Source organism: Streptomyces sp. NBC_01450 (genome assembly GCF_036227505.1).
Taxonomy (GTDB): domain Bacteria; phylum Actinomycetota; class Actinomycetes; order Streptomycetales; family Streptomycetaceae; genus Streptomyces.
In genome coordinates, this window is record NZ_CP109480.1 from 5,525,341 (window position 1) to 5,539,218 (window position 13,878).

12 protein-coding genes are annotated in these 13,878 nt (G+C 69.9%); 11 read left to right on the forward strand and 1 reads right to left on the reverse strand.

The genetic code is table 11. The features are described from left to right. The first annotated feature begins 41 nt into the window (after positions 1-41). Genes OG568_RS24565 through OG568_RS24600 form a run of 8 tightly spaced genes read left to right on the forward strand, consistent with a single transcriptional unit; the run spans position 42 to position 6,492 of the window. Entirely contained in the window at positions 42-1,061 is a 1,020-nt protein-coding gene (locus OG568_RS24565; protein ID WP_329533114.1) for a hypothetical protein, read from the forward strand. A gap of 9 nt (positions 1,062-1,070) precedes the next feature. Then, a complete protein-coding gene (locus tag OG568_RS24570) occupies positions 1,071-1,913 on the forward strand; it encodes a hypothetical protein (RefSeq protein WP_329533115.1) in 843 nt (280 codons plus the stop codon). Continuing rightward, positions 1,900-4,281: a hypothetical protein gene (locus OG568_RS24575; RefSeq protein ID WP_329533116.1), complete on the forward strand. Its 2,382-nt coding sequence runs from the start codon at positions 1,900-1,902 to the stop codon at positions 4,279-4,281. The genes OG568_RS24570 and OG568_RS24575 overlap by 14 nt, the downstream gene beginning before the upstream one ends. After that, complete coding sequence (locus OG568_RS24580) at positions 4,278-4,421, forward strand: hypothetical protein (protein WP_266432078.1); 144 nt, start codon at positions 4,278-4,280, stop codon at positions 4,419-4,421. The genes OG568_RS24575 and OG568_RS24580 overlap by 4 nt, the downstream gene beginning before the upstream one ends. 48 nt (positions 4,422-4,469) lie before the next feature. Further along, positions 4,470-5,114 (forward strand): hypothetical protein, encoded by a 645-nt coding sequence (locus OG568_RS24585; protein ID WP_329533117.1) that lies wholly within the window; start codon positions 4,470-4,472, stop codon positions 5,112-5,114. 10 nt (positions 5,115-5,124) lie between these two features. Next, positions 5,125-5,964: a peptidoglycan-binding protein gene (locus OG568_RS24590; protein ID WP_329533118.1), complete on the forward strand. Its 840-nt coding sequence runs from the start codon at positions 5,125-5,127 to the stop codon at positions 5,962-5,964. A gap of 50 nt (positions 5,965-6,014) precedes the next feature. Beyond that, positions 6,015-6,251 (forward strand): hypothetical protein, encoded by a 237-nt coding sequence (locus OG568_RS24595; RefSeq protein WP_097225262.1) that lies wholly within the window; start codon positions 6,015-6,017, stop codon positions 6,249-6,251. Continuing rightward, on the forward strand, positions 6,238-6,492 hold the full coding sequence (locus OG568_RS24600; protein WP_095853492.1) for a hypothetical protein: 255 nt from the start codon (positions 6,238-6,240) through the stop codon (positions 6,490-6,492). The genes OG568_RS24595 and OG568_RS24600 overlap by 14 nt, the downstream gene beginning before the upstream one ends. Before the next feature lie 136 nt (positions 6,493-6,628). Here OG568_RS24600 and OG568_RS24605 read toward each other — a convergent pair whose 3' ends face one another. Then, positions 6,629-7,756, reverse strand: coding sequence for a sugar ABC transporter substrate-binding protein (locus OG568_RS24605; RefSeq protein WP_329533119.1), 1,128 nt, complete (start codon positions 7,754-7,756; stop codon positions 6,629-6,631). Positions 7,757-8,031: 275 nt separating this feature from the next. On the opposite strand from OG568_RS24605, the gene OG568_RS24610 reads away from it, so the two are divergent. The 3 genes from OG568_RS24610 to OG568_RS24620 all read left to right on the forward strand — a co-directional run bounded on the left by OG568_RS24610 (position 8,032) and on the right by OG568_RS24620 (position 13,851). Next, positions 8,032-9,981 carry a fibronectin type III domain-containing protein gene (locus OG568_RS24610; protein WP_329533120.1) on the forward strand — a complete coding sequence of 650 codons (1,950 nt, stop codon included), beginning with the start codon at positions 8,032-8,034 and terminating at the stop codon, positions 9,979-9,981. 119 nt (positions 9,982-10,100) lie between these two features. After that, the gene (locus tag OG568_RS24615) at positions 10,101-12,128 is read left to right on the forward strand and encodes a PA14 domain-containing protein (protein WP_329533121.1); all 2,028 of its coding nucleotides are present in this window, start codon (positions 10,101-10,103) and stop codon (positions 12,126-12,128) included. A gap of 7 nt (positions 12,129-12,135) precedes the next feature. Continuing rightward, complete coding sequence (locus OG568_RS24620) at positions 12,136-13,851, forward strand: fibronectin type III domain-containing protein (protein WP_329533122.1); 1,716 nt, start codon at positions 12,136-12,138, stop codon at positions 13,849-13,851. Positions 13,852-13,878 lie beyond the last annotated feature (27 nt).

Below are 13,878 nucleotides of genomic sequence, written 5' to 3' on the forward strand. Positions count from 1 at the left end.
ACCGGCGTCCATGAAGGCTCCTGACGCAAGGAGAAATCCGTATGTCCCTGATCCAGAAACTAAAGTCCGCCAATGGCGCATTCGACCGGTTCTCCACCGCGGCCGGCCAGGCGAATACATCCGTCGGCCGCACCACTGGAGGCGTGACCAAGTTCAGCAGCTCGCTGGGCAAGCTCCAGTCCTCCCTGACGAAGAACGCGAGCGACGCCGGAAAGTTCAAGAGCGCCCTCGGCCAGACAGACAGTTCCCTCGGCAAGTCCAAAGGCGCCACCGACAAGTTCAAAACCTCCCTCGACCACCTCAAGTCCTCCTCCGGGCAGGCCAAGAACGCCCTTCGTGACGTCAAGACACAGTCCGACGCCGTGGAGAAGTCCGTCGGAAAGGCGGGCAAGCAGGCGGGGCAGGGCGGGACGTCCATGGGCGGCTTCGGGAAGGGACTCAAGGGAGCGTCGCTCGCGCAGAAGGGGCTCAACACCGCCATGAAGGCGAACGCCTTCGGGCTGATCATGAGTCTGCTCGCGCCGCTCATCTCGCAGTTCATCAACATGGACAAGGTCTCCGCCGCCCTCGCCAAGGGCGTGAAGTGGGCCTGGAACGCCATCTACGGGGCCGTCAAGAACCACGCCGGACCGATCAAGTCCGTCATGAAGGGCATCATCAACGCCTTCACCGCCCTGCCCCGCGCCTACATCAGCGGCCTCAACGCGATGATCGGCGCCCTGAACCGCATCCATGTGAAGATCCCCGGCTGGGTCCCCCACTTCGGAGGCCGCGAGTTCGGCATCCACCTGCCGATGCTGCCCAACATTCCCACCCTCGCCCAGGGCGGCATCGTGCCCGCCCGCGCCGGCGGCACCCTCGCCCTCGTCGGCGAGGCGGGCGAGTCCGAGGCGGTCATCCCGCTGTCCAGGCTGGAGCGGATGCTCGGCTCGGGCGGCGGCATGCGCCGGCTGGCCGCCGCCGTCGAGGCCCTCGCCGAGCGGCCCGTCCAGATCGATGTCGACTCCCAGACCATCGCGCGCGCCGTCCTGCTCGGACAGCGCAAGCTCGCCCGGAGGTGAGACAGGACCATGGCCAGGAATCTCTGGATCGGCAAGCCCGGTCTGCTGCGGGAAATCGACCAGGCCGCCAGGAACTGGGATCGTACGGCCGAGTTGAACGTCACCGAGTTCAAGTCCCTCGAAGGGCGGGTCACCACCGTCGCCCCGGCCCGCACGATCCGTCGGCTCAAGCTCTCCTGGGAGTCGCTCGCACCCGGTGACGCCCAGCATCTCTCCCGGCTGGCCCGCCGCGTCAACGGACCTGGCGTCCAAGGGAGTTCACTGACGTCGTACGGGCCACTCGCCGTGCTCGACCCGGCCTCCGTGAATCTGCTCGACCCGTACCAGGCCGCCGCCCAGAGCAGCGAGCCCGGCGGCAGCGACCACTGGTTCACCGTCACCGGCACCATGGTCGTCAGCCCGTCCGTGAACGACACGGTCGTCGCCGACTTCCAGGACACCACCCGGATCGGCTGGCGGCACGGCGTGTGGACGGGCTGGCCGGTGACGCCCGGCATGCAGGTGTCCTGGCTGGTTCCGGCCGACTGGGATCCGGCCCTCGCCGTCGCGCAGTTGGACTGGAAGGCCGCCGACGGCTCGTATCTGAGCACGACGGCCGTGAACGGGGCGAGCATCACCGGCACCGCACCCGCCGGGGCCGCCTTCGTCACCCCGGTCGGCGGGCCCGGCGCGGCCGGTCTGCGGGGTCTCGCCGGAGCCTGCCTGACCATCGGCGAGAGCCCCGTCGCGCACGCGCTCGGCGAGGGCTGCCCGGCGATGTCCGTGACGGCGTACAGCGACGTCCCGTCCGCCCGGCTGCCCTACCGCAGCATCAGCGTCGACCTGGTGGAGGTGCACGGTGCGGAACTCTGACGAGGTACTCGCCGACGCCCTCGCCGCCCCCGAACGGGTCCCGGCCCACTCCACCCGGCTCGGCGGCCGTGAGATGGGCGGGCAGGTGCAGTCCTGGCGGGTGGAACGGGCGTACAGCACCGATGTGCCCGAGGCGCTGCGGGCGTTCTCCGGGAGCGCGGCGGCCCAGCTGGAGCTGTCGCTCGGCGGAACCGGCGAGCCCGCGCCCCGGCTGTACTCGGCCTGGGCGGGTCGCACCACCGGTGACGTCGTACGCCCCGGGCAGTCCGTGGTGCACGAGGCGGGCGCGAGCGGCCGTACGGTGCCCGCCTTCCGCGGCACCGTACGGTCCCGTACAGCCGCCTCCGGCAGCGACACCGTCACCGTCCAGGCGCTGGACGGCGCGGAGCGGCTGCGCGGGCCCGCGCAGCTGCCACGGCCGTACCACGGGCTGCTGCGCGCCCAGCCCGTGGCGACCGCGACCTGGTGCGCGGACGAACTCCTGCGCCAGGCCGGCGTCCACAGTTGCCCGCCGCCCCGCGCCCCCTCCGTCGACGCCGACGTCTCCAGGCCGTTCACCGCGCTCTATGCCTCACTGCACGGCGGCTTCAACGCCTCGTACGGGCAGCCCGAGACGCTGCCGGCCCCGTCGGCGTACTCCTGGGTCCGGGACGGGGCGCCGTTCGAGATGGCGCTGATGCCGAAGGCGGCCGGGCTCGCGGTCTCCTGGATGCCGCGGTCCCGCTTCGTCGTCGCGGGCAAGGTGTTCCAGGCCGAGGTGCACGTCAACACCGCTCTGTCCGTCGGCAACGAGCTCGAACTCAAGCTGGTCTTCGACCGCAGCGCGGGCGCGTACGGGAACTACGCCCTGAACGTGTACTTCGCCACGGGCGTCGTGAAGATCACCTCTGGAACGCTCGACGGGTCGGGCACGGTCGCGAGCTGGACGATCCCCAAGCTCGCCTCCCTGAAGGGCGTGTGGCACCTCGGGTTCACCGTCGACACCCGTTCGGGCACCGTCGGCGCGAACACCCAGGCGACCGTGTATCCGCGGCTCACCGCGCCCGACGGGGAGTACGTCGTCCCGTCGACCGGGCCCTACACCTTCACCGAGACCTCCGCACTGCAGCCGCCCTCGGAGCTGTTCCAGATCAACCTGAAGACGGACCTGGCCGTCGAGTGCCTCCAGGTCACCGACCGGTCGTGGCCCGACCTCTCCTCGTACACCGCCGACGAGTGGGAACAGAAGGGCCGTTGGGTCAAGGGCGCGGTGCTCGACGACGCGACGGTGCCGCTCTACCACGTGCCGCAGGTCTCCGGCTCCCAGTGGGACGCCCTCACCGAGATAGCCAAGGCCACCATGTCCACCGCCGAGTTCGACGAGCAGGGTGTCTTCCACTGGCGCGGTCCCGGCCGCTTCCAGTCGGTGCCCGCCCGACCCGACCTCACCGTCACCACCCGGCGCGACATCGCCGCGCTCACCGTCTCGGAGGAGATCGACGCCTGCCGCAACCACTGCGAACAGCCCTATCAGGACTGGACCGGCGTCACGAGCACGTACAGCGACACGGTCACCGACACCGTGATCCGGGAGATCAAGCCGGGCGCCCCGGTGGACGTCGCCTACGCCGTCGCCGAGGACGAGCTCGACATCGGCCCGCTTCAGATCGAGGACGACGTGGCACCCGTCGGCGGACACCGCGTCCGCTTCGGCAGCGCTGCGACGGGCGGCAGCTCGGTCAAGGGCAGCGTGACGGTCAGCTCGCGGCGCGACGGCCCGAACTACATCGTCCGGTTCACCAACTACGGCACGGCGAGCGTGTGGACGGTCACCAAGGACGGCAAACCGTCCGTGCAGATCATCCCGCAGAAGCGCGCGCGGGACCCCAGAGAGCGCTCGTTCGCCTGGTACAACACCACCAGCCAGTCCTTCTACGGCAAACAGGTCTACCAGGCGCCCGCGACCGACTGGGTGCAACAGCAGCAGGTGGCCTCGGACCTCTCGCACGCCATGCTCGACGCCGGCCGCTACCCGGTGCCGGTGCTCGGCGAGGTGGAGGTGCTGCACGACCCGCGCATCCAACTCGGTGACGTCGTACGGGTGGTGGACCGCAGCGGGGCGGGGCTCGACACGCTCGCCTGGGTCGTCGGCATCCGCACCACCTGCCAGGCGGGCACCGCGCCCCAGCAGACGCTGACGCTGCGCGGCACCTCGTACAACGGCGCCCCGGCCGACTCCGGGCTCACGCCGGACGCGCCGGTCGATCCGGAGTACGGCACCCAGCGCACGTACGCCCTGATCGACGCGCAGAGCGCGATGCTCGACGCCCTGACCACCAGCAAGATCACCTATCGCGACCTGCTCAAGGCACCGGGAGGCGCGGCATGAGCGAACTGCCCCCCGAGGACGCGGTGTCGGCCGACGACGACGGGAACGTGGCACACCCCGTGCCGATCGACAGCTCCTCGGCCCAGGAGGGCGACAGCGGCACACCCGCCGACCTGTTCCCGCCGGCGCTCGGCGGCTGACCGCGCCGTCCGTCGTCCCCCCTACGTGAGATCCGGAAGGAAGCCCTCATGGCCCTGCTCACCCCGCTCGGCAGCCTGCCCTACCCGCAGCCGGCCGACGCCGCGAACATCCCCGTACACATGCAGTCCCTCGCCGAAGCCGTCGACGGACGCACCGTGCTGCGTTTCGCCGACACCGCCACACGCGACACCAAGGTGACCGCCCCGGTAGCGGGCATGCTGTGCTGGCTCAGCACGCCGAAGCAGTACTGGTTCTACACCGGCAGCGTCTGGACACAGCTGGCGCCCGGCCCGGTCCACAAGGCCAACTCGACCGCAGGCACGACGACTTCGGCGTCGTACGTGGAGTCGCTCACGGGTTCCACCGGTGATCCGACCGCCGTGACCTTCACCGCCCCGGCCTCCGGCGCGGTGCTCGTCGCGCTGGGCGCCCGCCTGAGCAGCAGCGCCACCGGCACGTCCTGCTTCATGTCGGCGAACGTCCGGCAGGGCACCACCGTCGTGCTGGCCGCCGCCGACGCCCGTTCGGCGATCTCCACCGGAACCGACCAGTGCTCCGTGAGTACCCAGTTCCAGGTCACCGGGCTCACCCCGAACAGCGTGTACACGGCAACCGCCGCCTACAAGTCGTCGGCCGCCACCGCCACCGCGACCGGCGCCTACCGCTTCGTGACCGTCACCCCAGTCACCTGAGGACTCCACCATGGCCACACCCCTGACCGCCGACGCCCTCGCCCGCGCCCTGCGCGACGAGGGCGTCGTCCTTTCCGAGAGCGGCAACTGGCGTACCCACAACCGCAACAGCCGAGGCGCCTGGGGCCCGGTCCACGGCGTCATGCTCCACCACACAGCCGGCACCGACAGCCTCCGTCTGTGCCGCGAGGGCACCACGGACCTGCCGGGCCCGCTCTGCATCGGCCTGATCACCAAGGACGGCACCGTCCACCTGGTCGGCTACGGCCGCACCAACCACGCCGGTTCGGGCTCGACCGCGGTCCTGGAGGCCGTACGGGCCGAACAGGCCGCTCTGCCCGCCCCCGGACCGGACGCCGTGGACGGCAACGCCCGCTTCTACGGCTTCGAGATCGAGAACCTGGGCAACGGGCGGGACCCCTACCCGGCCGCCCAACTCGCCGCCGTGGAACGGCTTTCCGCCGCGATCTGCCGCGCCCACGGCTGGTCCGCGTCCAGCGTGATCGCGCACAAGGAGTGGACCCGCCGCAAGATCGACCCGTCGTTCTCGATGTCCGGGATGCGGCAACGGGTGGCGGCCCGGCTCGGCTCCCGCCCGGTCTCGTACGAACCCTTCCCCGGTGCCGCGTTCTTCGCGCTCGGCCGCCGCAGTCCGCTGATCACAGCCGTCGGCGAGCGACTGGTCGCGGAGGGGTGCGGGCGCTACTCGGCCGGCCCCGGCCCGGTGTGGACGCAGGCCGACGTCCTGTCGTACGCGGCCTGGCAGCGCGGACTCGGCTACGTCGGCAAGGACGCCGACGGCACCCCGGGCCGCACCAGCTGGGACAAGCTGCGCGTCCCGCGCGCGTAGGAGGCCGGACGTACCCGAGAAGCACTGGAGCACCCGAAAGGAGCCCGGAGATGAGCGACGCCGGCCGCAGAACCCTGCGTACGACACTCCAGACCCTGTTCGCCCTGATCACCGTCCTGCCGCTGGTCGCCGACGACCCGCTGATCCGGGACGTACCCGCGCTCACGGCCGTGGTGGGCGGCGCCGCGCTGCTCAGCCGGGTGATGGCGATGCCCGCGGTGGACCGGCTGCTGCCGGGGTGGCTGCGCGGGCCCTCCCGCGGAGAAACCGCCGATGCCGACGACTGAGGCCGAGAGCGTCGCCCTGGAACTGGAGCGGCTGCGCCGCTCGGTCGACGTCGGGTTCGCCACCACCCGCGGCGACCTCGCCCTCCTCCTGCAACGCGCGGACCAGACCGACAAGACCCTTGACGAGCACGAGTCCCGCCTCGACGCCCTGGAACGCACCCGCTGGCCCCTGCCCTCCCTCGCGGCCGCCACCTCGTGCACGGCGCTGGCGCTGACGATCTGGCAGTCGATGGGGCGCTGACCCCTGATCCGCCGAACGCGCGGGAACCCCTCGCCCAGGGCTCCCGCGCGTTCGTCAGGGAAATTCGTCAGTGCAGGACGTCGGTGCAGATCGTCAGTACAGGTCGTCGGTGCAGGTCGTCAGTGCGGGAGCACGACTACTTGAGGCCGATCGCCGCGCAGGCCGACTTGTTGGCCGCCGTGCAGATCTGCTTGACGGTGTAGATGCCGTCCTGGATCACCGTGTCCTTGATGTTGTCCTTGGTCAGGGCGACCACGGGCATCAGCTGGGAGGGGATGTTGCTGTTGGTGGGGCTGTTGACCTTGTCGCGGGTGAGCGCGTCGAACTCGATGCTGCGTCCCTGGATCTTCGCCACCGCCATCTCGGCGGCCGCGGAGGCCTCGTCGGGGTAGGACTTGTAGACGCTCATGTACTGCTCGCCCCGGACGATCCGCTGCACCGCGTCCAGCTCGGCGTCCTGACCGGTGACCGGCGGCACCTTGCTGACGCCCATGGTCTTCATGGCGTCGATGACGGCGCCCGCGAGACCGTCGTTGGCGGAGTAGACACCGGCGATGTTGCTGAGGCCGATGGCCGAGATGGCCTTCTCCATGTTGGCCTTGCCGACGACCGGGTCCCAGTCCTTGGTGTCGTACGACTTGGAGATGACGACCTTGCCGGTGAGTTCACCCATGGCGCCCGACTTGAACTGCGCCGCGTTCGGGTCGGTGGGCGAGCCGTTCATCATGACGATCTTCTTCGACGAGGCGTTGGTGCCCAGCGCCTCCAGGAGGGCCTTGCCCTGCACCTGGCCGACGAGCTCGTTGTCGAAGGAGATGTACGCGTCGATCGGGCCCTGCGCCAGGCGGTCGTAGGCGATGACGGGGATGCCCGCGTCCTTGGCCTTCTGCACGTCGCTCGCGATGGCCTTGGAGTCCACCGCGTCGACGAGGATCACGTCGACCTTGTCCTTCACCATCTGCTGGAACTGCTGACTCTGCTTGGACGCGCTCTGCTCCGCGTTGGCGGAGGTGACCTTGCCCTTGCCGTTGGTGAGCTTGGCGACCTGCTGCGCGATGATCGGGTGGTCGAACTTCTCGTAACGGGTGTTGGCCTTCTCCGGGAGGAGGAGACCGACCGTGATGTCGTCACCCTTGGTCGGGCTCGCCTTGGTGTTGCTGCCGCCGATTCCGTCCACGACCCCGCAGGCGGCGAGGGAGACGGCCGTCGCGGAGGAAGCCAGGGCTATGGCCGTACGACGAAGCCAGGTGTTACGAGTGTTCACATCAGGTGCCTTCCGGGCGAGGTAGCTGCTTTGCGACCCAGGTGGCTGAAAGCCAACGCGGCGATCACCTCAGCGTCAAGGAGTAACCACTTAACGAGATGGCAACAGCAGTCTGTGTTCCTCAAGTGAACACGATGGGAAGGGGGTGCGGTTCCACTTCCACAGAACCCCTCTGATTGACTTGCGTCACTCACTCCCCGGCGGCGTACAACCCGCCCGCGCGCCCGGGAGTCTTGAACGTGGCCATGAACATCGCAGCTCGGGGCAGGGGAAGCATGAGACCAGTTGGACGGGGTGGACCGGCACTCGCCGCGACACTGACGATCGCCACCGCCGGGGGCCTGCTCGCCGTGTCGGAGGTACCCGCCTCCGCCGCGAGCAGCTGCGCGTCACCGGTGTACAAGCGGCAGTTCTACGCGAACACCACCTTCTCCGGCACACCGAAGAAAACGGACTGCGACGCCGCGGTCAACGAGAACTGGGGCACGAAGATCCCCGCCTCCGGCCTCCCGAAGGACAACTTCGGCGTCCGCTGGACCGTGACCAGGGACTTCGGCTCCGGCGGACCCTTCGCCCTTCCCGTCGCCGCACAGGACGGCCTGCGCGTCTACCTCGACGGCACCCGCAAGATCGACCTCTGGAAGAACGTCTCCTCCACGGTCAAAAAGACCGTCAACATCACGATTCCTTCCGGCAAACACACCCTGCGCGTCGACTACGCCAACTGGACCGGCGCCGCCAACGTCACCTTCGCCTACACCCCCCGCACCACCGCCACCGTCGACAAGGTCAAACCCCTCACCCCGACGGGCACCTCCGTGGCGTACGACAAAGCCACCGGCAAGGCCAGGCCGACCTGGGCGAAGAACAACGAGATGGACCTCGCCGGCTACCGCCTCTACCGCCGCCTCAAGGGCAGCACCACCTGGACGAGAACGGCCACGACGACCGCCACCTCGTACACCGACACACCTCCGGCGACCGGCGACACGTACTACTACGAGGTCCGCGCCTACGACAAGGCGGGCAACGAGTCGACGGGTACCGCCGACCAGGCCGTGACCACCGTCGACCGGACCCCGACCGGGGCGCCCGGCGGCCTGAACGCCAAGGTGAGCACCGGCTCCGTGGCCCTCGGCTGGAGCAAGGTCCCGGGCGCGGCCGCCTACCGCGTCTACCGCGCGAGCGCCCCGCAGGGCCCCTTCCAACAGCTCGCGTCCTCCTTGTCCGACGTCTCCTACCGGGACACCTCGGCCGACATCCGCCAGCGGCTGTACTACCGGGTCACGGCCCTGGACACGGCGGGCAACGAGTCCGTCCCGTCCGCGACCGCCGACACCGGCGCCCCGGACACCCTCGCGCCCGGCCAGGTCACCGGTCTGACGGCGGAGGGCACCACGGCGGGCAACGCGCTGCGCTGGAACGCCCCTTCGGACGACGTCGAGCACTACGAGGTGTGGGCCGCGCCCGAGGGGCAGTCGGACCCGGACGGGCCGGACCTGGTCCTCGGCACGTCGTTCAACGACTTCCGGGCCGCCGCGGGCACCGCCGTCACGTACACGGTCCAGGCGGTCGACGCGTACGGGAACATCTCCCCGGCGTCCGAGGCGGTCATCGCGACCCGGCCCGCTCCCGGCGACGCGGCGGCGCCCACCGGCGTGACGGTCACCCCGCACGACAGCGGTACCGAACTCACCTGGGCCATCTCGGTCGACGGGGTGATGTACGGCACCCGGGTCTACCGCCGCACCGACGCCTCCGCCGCCTGGAACCGGGTCGGCTCGCCCCACGCGACCCTCTTTTCGGACACTGAGGCCCCGGCGGGCCGCGCGTCCTACTACGTGGTGGTGCTCGACGCGCAGGGCCGGGAGTCGGCACCCTCCGACGTCGTCTCCGTGGACCGCATCACCCCGGCGACGTCCACCGGGCCACTGCCTCCACTGCTCGCGCTCTCGACGCCGTACACCGAGTGCACCGCCAACGACTGCGCGGGGCACGGCGGACCCGGCCAGGCGGCCACCGTGACGATGACCCGCCCCGCGGGCGACGACCGCGTCATCCACGGGTACCAGTGGCGCGTCACCGGCGGCGCATACGCGCAGACCACGGACGGCAGCCTCACCTGGACACCGCCCGCGAGCGGGACCTACATCGTCGAGGTGGCCACCGTGGACGTGTACGGGCGTGTCGGCCCGTCCACCCACCTGACGTTCAAGGTCGCCTGACCTTCAAGGTCGCCCGACCTTCAAAAGGCGGCAAAGATCCGTACAACCAATCCCCTTCCTTGTCGGTCCTGATCGTCAACGGCTTTGCCCTCCGTTGACGATCAGGACCGAAGGAACGCATGAACCCAGCCAGACGCACGACGGCCGCGACCGCCACCGCCCTCGTGCTCACCACCGCAGGCGGCCTCCTCACCGCCACCTCCGCCGCCGCGGCGACCACCTGCACCTCGCCGGTCTACAAGCGGCAGTTCTACGCGAACACCACGTTCTCGGGTACGCCGAAGAAGACCGACTGCGACACGACGGTCAACGAGAACTGGGGCACGAAGGCTCCTGCCTCCGGCCTCCCGAAGGACAACTTCGGCGTCCGCTGGACCGTGACCAGGGACTTCGGCTCGGGAGGCCCCTTCGCCCTTCCCGTCGCCGCACAGGACGGCCTGCGCGTCTACCTCGACGGCACCCGCAAGATCGACCTCTGGAAGAACGTCTCCTCCACGGTCAAAAAGACCGTCAACGTCACGATTCCTTCCGGCAAACACACCCTGCGTGTCGACTACGCCAACTGGACCGGCGCCGCCAACGTCACCTTCGCCTACACCCCCCGCACCACCGCCACCGTCGACAAGGTCAAGCCCCTCACCCCGACCGGCGCCCGGTTCGACGAGTTCCCTGACGCGGAAAACCAGGCCCTCGTCCAGGTCACCTGGGCCGCGAACAAGGAGATGGACCTCGCCGGCTACCGCGTCTATCGGCGGGTGAAGGGCACTGGTACCTGGACGAAGGTGGCCACGACCACCAGCCGCAGTCACACGGACACCCCGCCGGCCACGGGCCAGTCGTACTACTACGAGGTCCGCGCCTACGACAAGGCGGGCAACGAGTCGGCCGGCGGCACCGACCAGGGGCCGGTCACCACGGACGACCACACCGCGCCCGCCGCTCCGGTCCTCACCGCCACCGCCACGGAGGCGTCCAACAACCTCTCCTGGACGGCCTCGGCGGACACGGTCACCTACCGGATCCTCCGCAAGCGGGACACCGCGACCTCGTACACCGAGCTCGCCGAGACCACGGCCACCGCGTACACCGACACCACGGCGTCGTACGGCAAGGCGTACGACTACAAGGTCAGCGCCGTCGACGCGGCCGGGAACGCCGCGGCCTCCGCCGTCGTGCGCAGCAGGCGCACCATCACTCCGCCCACGAACGTGGTGGCGACCACGCCCAGTTGGGGCGCGGTCTTCACCTGGACGGAGCCCGCGGGCGGCGACACCGCCGACTACGAGGTGTACCGCTCGGAGACCTCCCCGGTGAACATCTCGAGCGCCTACCCCGTCGACTGCCGCAGCCGTAAGACCCGCACCGACGCGGCCGGCAACACGATCCGCAGCTGCACCGACTACGACGGCGACCAGGGCCGCACGTACCACTACGTGATGATCCGGAAGAACACCGCGGGTCTGTGGTCCAGCGGTTCCGCGGAGCTGACCGTCACCCGGCCCGGCGACGAGATCCCGCCGCCGAAGGTGACCGGCCTGACCGCCGAGCCGCTGGAGTACGGCGTCAAGCTCGACTGGGACGACAGCACGGCGACCGACCTGGACCACTACGAGGTCTACGAGTACCGGTCGTGCTGCACGCCGGACTTCCTGGGCGAGGTGCCGGCCGGCACCTCGGAGTTCGTCGTCGGTCCGGCGCCGGCGGACGGCGAGGAGAAGACCTACGTCGTCATCCCGGCCGACGTCTACGGCAACTACGCCGAGTGGACGGGAGCGTACTGGGACCGTCCCGTCTCCACCGTGACCGTCACCGAACGCGACCTCAGGCCGACCACCGTCCCCGAGGACACCGCGCCCTGCTCCGTGCTCACCTATACGACCCTCGGCGACGCCGGCGGCATGTACATCGAGTGCGCCGACTCGGTGGCCACGGAGGCCGCCGGCATCAACGTGTACCGCTGGGACCGCGCGACGAGCACCTACGTCCGCGTGACGGACGTCCCCCTGGCGCCCACCGCCACCCACTACACGGACACCACCATGCCCGACGGCACGACCGTCTACTACCTGCTCTCGGTCGTCGCTCCCGACGGCTCGGAGACCTTCAGCAACGTGGACTCCAGCGTGTCCCTGCCGAGCGGAGCCTGACCTCCCGATGAAGACCACCCTGCGGGCGACGGCCGTGGTGCTGGCCACCACGTCCGGTGTCCTCACCACCGTGGCCACCCCCACCGCCTCGGCCGCCACGAGCTGCGTTTCCCCCGTCTACAAGCGGCAGTTCTACGCGAACACCACGTTCTCGGGTACGCCGAAGAAGACCGACTGCGACACGACGGTCAACGAGAACTGGGGCACGAAGATCCCCGCCTCCGGCCTCCCGAAGGACAACTTCGGCGTCCGCTGGACCGTGACCAGGGACTTCGGCTCCGGCGGACCCTTCGCCCTTCCCGTCGCCGCACAGGACGGCCTGCGCGTCTACCTCGACGGCACCCGCAAGATCGACCTCTGGAAGAACGTCTCCTCCACGGTCAAAAAGACCGTCAACGTCACGATTCCTTCCGGCAAACACACCCTGCGCGTCGACTACGCCAACTGGACCGGCGCCGCCAACGTCACCTTCGCCTACACCCCCCGCACCACCGCCACCGTCGACAAGGTCAAGCCCCTCACCCCGACCGGGACTTCCGTCTCGTACGACACCGCGGGCGGCAACACCAGGCTGAGCTGGGCGAAGAACAAGGAGATGGACCTCGCGGGCTACCGCGTCTACCGCCGGCTCAAGGGCAGCACCACCTGGACGAGACTGACCACGACGGCCGCCGTCTCGTACACCGACACACCTCCGGCGACCGGCGACACGTACTACTACGAGGTCCGCGCCTACGACAAGGCGGGCAACGAGTCGACGGGTACCGCCGACCAGGCCGTGACCACCGTCGACCGGACGGCGCTCGCCGCGCCCGCCGGGCTGATCGCCACCTCACTGTCGCGCGGGCTGCAGCTGGACTGGAACGGGGTCACGGGAGCGGTGTCCTACCGCGTCTACCGGGCGACGAGCGAGAACGGCGTGTACGGCGAGGTGGGCCGTACGGACAAGCCGTCGTACCTGGACACCTCGGCCGTCGAGAGCGTCACCTACTACTACCGGGTGACCGTTCTCGACGCGGCCGGCAACGAGTCCGCGCGTTCCACGGCCGCCGCCGGCGAGCGCGAGGACCTCACCCCGCCGCCCGCCGTCACCGGGCTGACGGTCACCCCGACCGAGTACGGCTTCGAGCTGGAGTGGGACAAGAACCCGGCCGCCGACCTCGGGAGGTACACCGTCTACCGGGGTGAACTCTGGGGCGACGAGGGCGACGAGCAGGTGTGCGCCGGAACGCTGACGGAGTACCTGCCGGCCGACACCACCTCGTACTCGTACACCACCCGACCGGACGGCGACCGCGTCTGCTTCTTCGTCGACGCCATCGACACGTCCTGGAACTCCTCGTTCAAGTGGACCCGGACGGCCGAGGCCGTGGTCGCGACCGAGCTCGACACGACGCCGAGCGTGCCGACGCCCGAGGGCTCGCCACTCCGCCTGGAGGCGTCCGGGGCGGAGGGCGACGAGGGCAACCAGCTGATCTGGTCCGGGCTCGGAGCGGGCGAGGAGGAGTCCCCCGAGCCCGCGCAGGGCTTTCGCATCTACCGGTGGAACCCCGCCACCGCCGCGTACGAGAAGATCCACGAGACCTCCGCCGGAGCGTCCGTGTACTTCGACACCGGCGCGAAGCGCGGCACCACGTCCTACTACTGGGTGACCGGTGTGAAGGCCGACGGCACCGAGACCCTGCCCGCCGGCGACTGGACGGTCACCGGACCGGCGCGGTGATCTGAGGAACGCCGAAGGGGGTGGGGA

What these genes read in the sequence shown, in the direction of transcription:
- OG568_RS24565 (WP_329533114.1), top strand. Translation starts at nt 42, where the DNA reads ATGTCCCTGATCCAGAAACTAAAGTCCGCCAATGGCGCATTCGACCGG.
- OG568_RS24570 (WP_329533115.1), top strand. Translation starts at nt 1,071, where the DNA reads ATGGCCAGGAATCTCTGGATCGGCAAGCCCGGTCTGCTGCGGGAAATC.
- OG568_RS24580 (WP_266432078.1), top strand. Translation starts at nt 4,278, where the DNA reads ATGAGCGAACTGCCCCCCGAGGACGCGGTGTCGGCCGACGACGACGGG.
- OG568_RS24585 (WP_329533117.1), top strand. Translation starts at nt 4,470, where the DNA reads ATGGCCCTGCTCACCCCGCTCGGCAGCCTGCCCTACCCGCAGCCGGCC.
- OG568_RS24590 (WP_329533118.1), top strand. Translation starts at nt 5,125, where the DNA reads ATGGCCACACCCCTGACCGCCGACGCCCTCGCCCGCGCCCTGCGCGAC.
- OG568_RS24595 (WP_097225262.1), top strand. Translation starts at nt 6,015, where the DNA reads ATGAGCGACGCCGGCCGCAGAACCCTGCGTACGACACTCCAGACCCTG.
- OG568_RS24600 (WP_095853492.1), top strand. Translation starts at nt 6,238, where the DNA reads ATGCCGACGACTGAGGCCGAGAGCGTCGCCCTGGAACTGGAGCGGCTG.
- OG568_RS24610 (WP_329533120.1), top strand. Translation starts at nt 8,032, where the DNA reads ATGAGACCAGTTGGACGGGGTGGACCGGCACTCGCCGCGACACTGACG.
- OG568_RS24615 (WP_329533121.1), top strand. Translation starts at nt 10,101, where the DNA reads ATGAACCCAGCCAGACGCACGACGGCCGCGACCGCCACCGCCCTCGTG.
- OG568_RS24620 (WP_329533122.1), top strand. Translation starts at nt 12,136, where the DNA reads ATGAAGACCACCCTGCGGGCGACGGCCGTGGTGCTGGCCACCACGTCC.